Below are 5,307 nucleotides of genomic sequence, written 5' to 3'. Positions count from 1 at the left end.
GCCGGGAGGGCAGTCGTCAGGCGCGCGAAGCGCGTCAAGCCCGCTACCGCAAGGTAAGCAGGAATCTCCCGGCTTCAGCCGGGAGAGCACTTCAACTATCCGCCTGACGGCAGGGTGGGGCGTGAGGCACGCCATTGCGGGTGCCGACGAATCAGCCGACCTGGTCCCTCAGCCTGGCTCCATCGATCGGTGACCGGCTGACGGTGCCCCCATGGAGAGGACGTGCCTTGTGACCTGCGAAGATGGGAGTTCTTTAGGCTTCCAACCCGCAGCAAGACAAGGCGCGTCCTATGCGACTTCACTGACGGTGGGTGCACCACTGCCGCCCGCGTCATCACCGCCCGGCTGCGCACCTCACGCGGCACCGGCCGACCCCTTTACGGCACGGCTGCGCACCATCCGAAGGCGACGCCCGGACAGCTGCTCCTCTTCCCCAGGAGCAACCAGCCGGGCGGTGAAGGCCCGCCCGGCGGTTGACCTCGCAGCCCTGCGCACCGACGTGGAGGCGCTGGAGCTGAGCGCCGAACAGCTCAGCTCTCTCGGCCGCGCCGGGCAGCGGCTCAAAAATTCCCGCGATTGCGATCACGGGCGAACGGGACTTCGGAACCACGATTGCTGGTCACGACGCCACCCCGGCTGGTGGCGCTCGGCCACGCGGTTCCGGTCACCGCGGCGCGTGGCCAAGGTGACACTTACGGGACCCCGTAAGATCACCGCCCTGCGTGGCCTTGTATGCCATGCAGGGCCAGCGGCGCCGTGGACGCCCCCACCCGGGTTGCAGGGCTTCGCTCCGGCGCGTCGCCCCGACAGGAGCGAACGGTCCGTCACCATGTGAAGCTGGCACGGTTCAGGAGAAGACCGTGGCCGTCGACGTGCTGACCGAGACCGTAATCGCCCGTCCGCGCGCCGAGGTGGCCGCCTACGCCGGCGACCCCGACAAGGCGCCCGAGTGGTACGTGAACATCGCCTCCGTTCGCTGGCGTACCGAGCCGCCGCTCGTCGTCGGCTCGCAGCTGGATTTCGTGGCGAACTTCCTCGGGCGCACCCTCACCTACACCTATGAGGTCGTCGAGTACGGACCCGACCGGACGGTGATGCGGACAGCGCAGGGCCCGTTTCCGATGCAGACCACCTACACCTGGGAACCCGTCAACGCGACACACACGCGGATGACCCTGCGCAACCGCGGCGAACCCGTCGGCTTCGCGAAGGTCGCGGCGCCGATGATGGCCGCCGCGATGCGCCGGGCGAACACCAAGGATCTGGCTCGCCTCAAGCAACTGCTCGAAGCAGGCCAGACCCAGGCTGACTGACCGGGCGGCCTTCGCGGCCTGTGGCGACCCACCTGGCGCAGAGGGCCATGCAGGTGGGTGTGCCGGGGCCTGTCGGAGGCCCCGGCGAGCCCCGGCCACCCTCACAGAGGGGGCCACCGTAACCACTCGACCCCGGCAGGCAGGGCCGATCCCGACCTGCACCTTCTTCAGCCGCGGCGCCGGCTCGGCGCCGACGGCGTATCCCGGATCGTCGCTCGCCCACGCTGCTTCGATACAGAACCCGGCGTCGGTCGGTGACTCGGCTGGCAGCGTCTGGAACGTTCGTCTGCTTCGCCGCATGGGACGCGGTGTTATACGTGGTCGGCTTCGGCTTCGGCTTCGGCTTTGAGGCCAGCTCCGGTTCTGGTGGTGGGTTCCGTCCCTGCGGGCAGTGCTGGGCTTCGCCGGGCGAGGAGCCAGTACAGCAGCGCGGTCGCCACGAGCCCGACGATCCAGGAGATGTCCGCGCCGCCCAGCGGGGCGACCAGCGGGCCCGTGTAGAAGGCCGTGGCGAGGAACGGAAGTTGGGCGAGCAGACCTACTGCGTAGACCGCGAGTGCGTCCCAGCGCCAAGCCCCGTAGCGGCCCTGCGGGTCGAAGAGCGCCGGGATGTCGTACCGCTCCTTCGAGATCAGGTAGTAGTCGACGAGGTTGATCGCCGACCACGGCGTGAAAAAGGTCAGCAGGAAGAGCAGGAAGTCCTTGAACGATGCCAGGAAGCTGTCCTTGCCGAGGAGCGCGACCGCCGTGCCCGCAATCATGATCAGCGCGATGTACGCGGCCCGGCCGCGCTGCGAGAGTACGCGCTGGCCGCGGAATCCGCTGACGCTGGTGACCATCGACATGAAGCCGCCGTAGGTGTTGAGCACGTTGACGGTCAGCTTGCCGAGCGCGATCACGAAGTAGAGGAACGACGCGATCAGGCCCGCGCCGCCGAGGCCGACGACGTAGCCGACCTGGTTCGCGAGGAACTTGTCGCCCGCCGTCGCCGCCACCAGTACGCCGAACGTCATCGACCACTGCGAGCCGAGCGCGGAGCCCGACAGGGTCCACCAGAAGGTGGCCCGGCCGGAGGTGGTGCGGGGCAGATAGCGGGAGTAGTCCGCGACGTACGGCCCGAACGCGAGCTGCCAGGACGCCGACAGCGACATGGCGAGGAGGAACATCGGCAGCGAGAAGTGCGCGTTCTTCAGCAGCGTCGACAGATCGGCGTGGTCGAGCAGGCGTATGCCCAGGTAGACGAAGGCGAGCGCGCAGATGATGCTCGCGAACCGGCCGAGGGCGTGGATGACGCGGTAGCCGACAACCGCCATGACCGCCGTGACCACGGCGAAGATCACGATGCCTGTGGTGTGGCTGGTGTGGGTGAGCTGGCCGACCGCCTGGCCCGCGAGCACGGAGCCGCTCGCGAAGAACCCGACGTACATCAGGATCACGAGCAGCAGCGGGACCACCGCGCCGCGCACGCCGAACTGGGCGCGCGACTGGATCATCTGCGGGAGGCCGAGCTTGGGGCCCTGCGCGGAATGCAGTGCCATCACAGCGCCGCCCAGCGCGTTGCCCACCACAAGGCCGACCAGTGACCAGACGACGTCCCCGCCGAAGACGACGGCGAGTGCGCCGGTCACCACGGCGGTGATCTGGAGGTTGGCACCGAGCCAGAGCGTGAACTGTGAGAAGGCGGTGCCGTGTCGTTCCTCGTCCGGTACGACGTCGATGGAGTGTTGCTCGACAAGAGCCTCTGCCATGATCCGTTGTCCCTCCTCGGTCCCGTTGTCTGCGGACCATGGACTGCCAGGTCTGCATAACGCCATGCAGAGTTCTTGATGTTGAATAGATTGTCAAGGGGGAGCGCGTCATGAGCCTGAATGAGGAGTTTCCATCCTGAATTCGCAGGTCGAGCAGGGGCACCTGGCGATGGATCGGTGTGAGTGGCCTTGTCGCCGGCCGTGGTCACGCATCTCGACCGTGTCCCATGGGTGACCTCCGCCCCGGCCAGGACGAGCAGGGCCGGAAGCGGGGCGGTGGCGCGGCACATCCACGACGCCCAGACCAGCACCAACCGCCTGGTAACGCAGGGCGCCTGCACGCAGACCGCCCCCGGCCCCTCCAACGGCCTGGAGCGCGACGAGTACCCGTTCGACGCCACACCCGCAGGCCCCGACTGACCATCGACCGTCAGGCCCTGACCATGTTCACGGCGGGGATACGGGACCAGTGGTAGCGGTCGTGGTCGGCCCGACTGCGGCCCCCACTACAGGCCGGCGACAGGCCGCCTGCCCGGCCCTGTATCCGCGGCCGCAGACCGAGACTTGCCGGCGCATGCCTGCCAGGCGGCCGGGCCCATGCATCGCGTGCCCCACCGGAGGCAGCTCCTCTTGCGATGGCTGCGCACGCCGACTGCCAGGGTGTGCGCAACAGACGGGGCGGAGGGCGCATCAGCTCTCAGCACTCGTCTGTGCAGGTCCCTGGGCAGGTTGTGCAGCCCTGCTGCGCACGCCGCCTTTCTCGTATGCGCGCTCACCAGCAGCAGCAGAGCGCCGGCCACTCCGGCGATCGCGTACGTGGCCGACGCCAGGCCCGGCGTATACCTGGGCAGGGTCCGGCCTGCCGGACCGCATGCGAAGGACAGCATGATCAACGGCACACTCCACACCGCCACCCCGCGCACACTCCCGATCCGGATCGAACCCTTCATCGCTCATACCACCGACCGACACACAGGGGGTGCAGCCGCGAACACGCTCCGGGCCACGTCCATGGTCCGTCCGGCACCTCACGATCGAAAACAGTCCAACGACACCAGGCCGGCGCGGTCCGCAACCGCGCCCAGATCCTCTGCTGCGCCGCGATCGCCGCCGAGGCAGAAGCAGTGCTGTGGACCTACGGTGGTCTGACAGGGGCCGACAAGCCGAACCGGCGTTGCGAAGGGAGGCTGCGATGGAGGAGCACTTCGTCTGGGTGACGACGCGCCGGCTTCAGCCGGGCACCTTCGAGGAGTTCGAGAGGGCATGGCGTCCCGCCCCCTACCCGCAAGGTCTGCGCCGCGCCTGTGCGTACTGGTCCGAGGACGGACAGGAGATCACCGGGGTGTCGTTCTGGGACTCCCAGGAGGCATGCGACTCCTGGCGGAATTCCGAGCCGGAGGCCCGCCGGCGTAGGGCCATGGCCCCGTACGTCGTCGAGGAGCGGGAAGGGTTCTACCGCGGCCGTGAACTGACCATCCCGCCGAAGTAGCCGTCCGCGAACGGGTGCCACGGCACGCCGCGGCGGTCCCCTTGGCGACGCATCGACGGCGGGGCAGCCGGTGACGACCGTCAGGTCGCCATCACGGCATCGCAGTCGGGGCACATCACGGACGCGTACTCTGCGGGGGACCAAGGCGCCTCAGCGTGCTCGGATGGCTTGTGGCAGGCCGTATCAGTAGCGAAGGCGTTCTTGCCGCACAAAGTCCGCGGTCCTCTCGCGCGTCCCTGGGGGCGCCGGATGCACCCGGCGGACGGTCCGTGCCTCACCCGGCGCCCCGCTCGGGGAGGCACGCATGCCCACCGAACTGTCGAGCTCGTACTCGACGACGATCGCGCCCATGCCTCTACGGTAGACGGCCCACTGCCGGTTAGCGGTGGGCCACCGTGCTCCATTTTGGGCTGAGTGAGCGTGGCGCTCGACTTTCGCGGTTTTCGCTGGGTCGCTCGGGTGGGTGTGACTGCTGGCGTTCGGCTCCTGGGTGCTTGGCGTTGGCCGTAGGGTGCGGCTGTGGATGAGTTGCTTGTTGCGCGGGTGCGGCTCCTTGATCAGCAGGGTCGGTCGGTGAAGGCGATCGCCAGGGCAGTGGGGGTGAGTGCCGGAGACGTTGTCGGGGTACTGAATGGCGCGGTCGCGGCCTCGGGGCCGGGTGAGCCGCGTTGCTGGGTGAACGCCGGCTGGAGCCGCAGTGTGGATCTTGAGAGTGCGTCGCAGTGGGCGGGCCTTGATCCCGGGGCTTCCGACGCGG

5 protein-coding genes are annotated in these 5,307 nt (G+C 68.6%); 4 read left to right on the top strand and 1 reads right to left on the bottom strand.

The annotated features are described in order from the left end of the window. The first annotated feature begins 860 nt into the window (after positions 1–860). Positions 861–1,313: an SRPBCC family protein gene (locus ACFYX0_RS46615; RefSeq protein ID WP_388981624.1), complete on the top strand. Its 453-nt coding sequence runs from the start codon at positions 861–863 to the stop codon at positions 1,311–1,313. A gap of 311 nt (positions 1,314–1,624) precedes the next feature. Here the strand turns inward: ACFYX0_RS46615 and ACFYX0_RS46610 are convergent, their stop codons facing one another. Then, entirely contained in the window at positions 1,625–3,061 is a 1,437-nt protein-coding gene (locus tag ACFYX0_RS46610; protein WP_388981621.1) for a purine-cytosine permease family protein, read from the bottom strand. A gap of 183 nt (positions 3,062–3,244) precedes the next feature. On the opposite strand from ACFYX0_RS46610, the gene ACFYX0_RS46605 reads away from it, so the two are divergent. The 3 genes from ACFYX0_RS46605 to ACFYX0_RS46595 form a co-directional block, all read left to right on the top strand. After that, on the top strand, positions 3,245–3,481 hold the full coding sequence (locus tag ACFYX0_RS46605; protein ID WP_388981618.1) for a hypothetical protein: 237 nt from the start codon (positions 3,245–3,247) through the stop codon (positions 3,479–3,481). A 772-nt stretch (positions 3,482–4,253) separates the two neighbouring features. Further along, complete coding sequence (locus ACFYX0_RS46600; protein WP_388981615.1) at positions 4,254–4,550, top strand: hypothetical protein; 297 nt, start codon at positions 4,254–4,256, stop codon at positions 4,548–4,550. A 519-nt stretch (positions 4,551–5,069) separates the two neighbouring features. Next, on the top strand, positions 5,070–5,307 hold a 238-nt coding region (locus tag ACFYX0_RS46595), incomplete at its 3' end, for a hypothetical protein (RefSeq protein ID WP_388981612.1).

It is taken from the genome of Streptomyces sp. NPDC002573, assembly GCF_042889625.1.
Lineage (GTDB): Bacteria > Actinomycetota > Actinomycetes > Streptomycetales > Streptomycetaceae > Streptomyces > Streptomyces gibsoniae.
This window is presented reverse-complemented; position numbering and strand designations above follow the sequence as displayed.

Coding starts and splice junctions, on each gene's coding strand:
- ACFYX0_RS46610 (WP_388981621.1), bottom strand. CDS start 3,061: ATGGCAGAGGCTCTTGTCGAGCAACACTCCATCGACGTCGTACCGGAC.
- ACFYX0_RS46600 (WP_388981615.1), top strand. CDS start 4,254: ATGGAGGAGCACTTCGTCTGGGTGACGACGCGCCGGCTTCAGCCGGGC.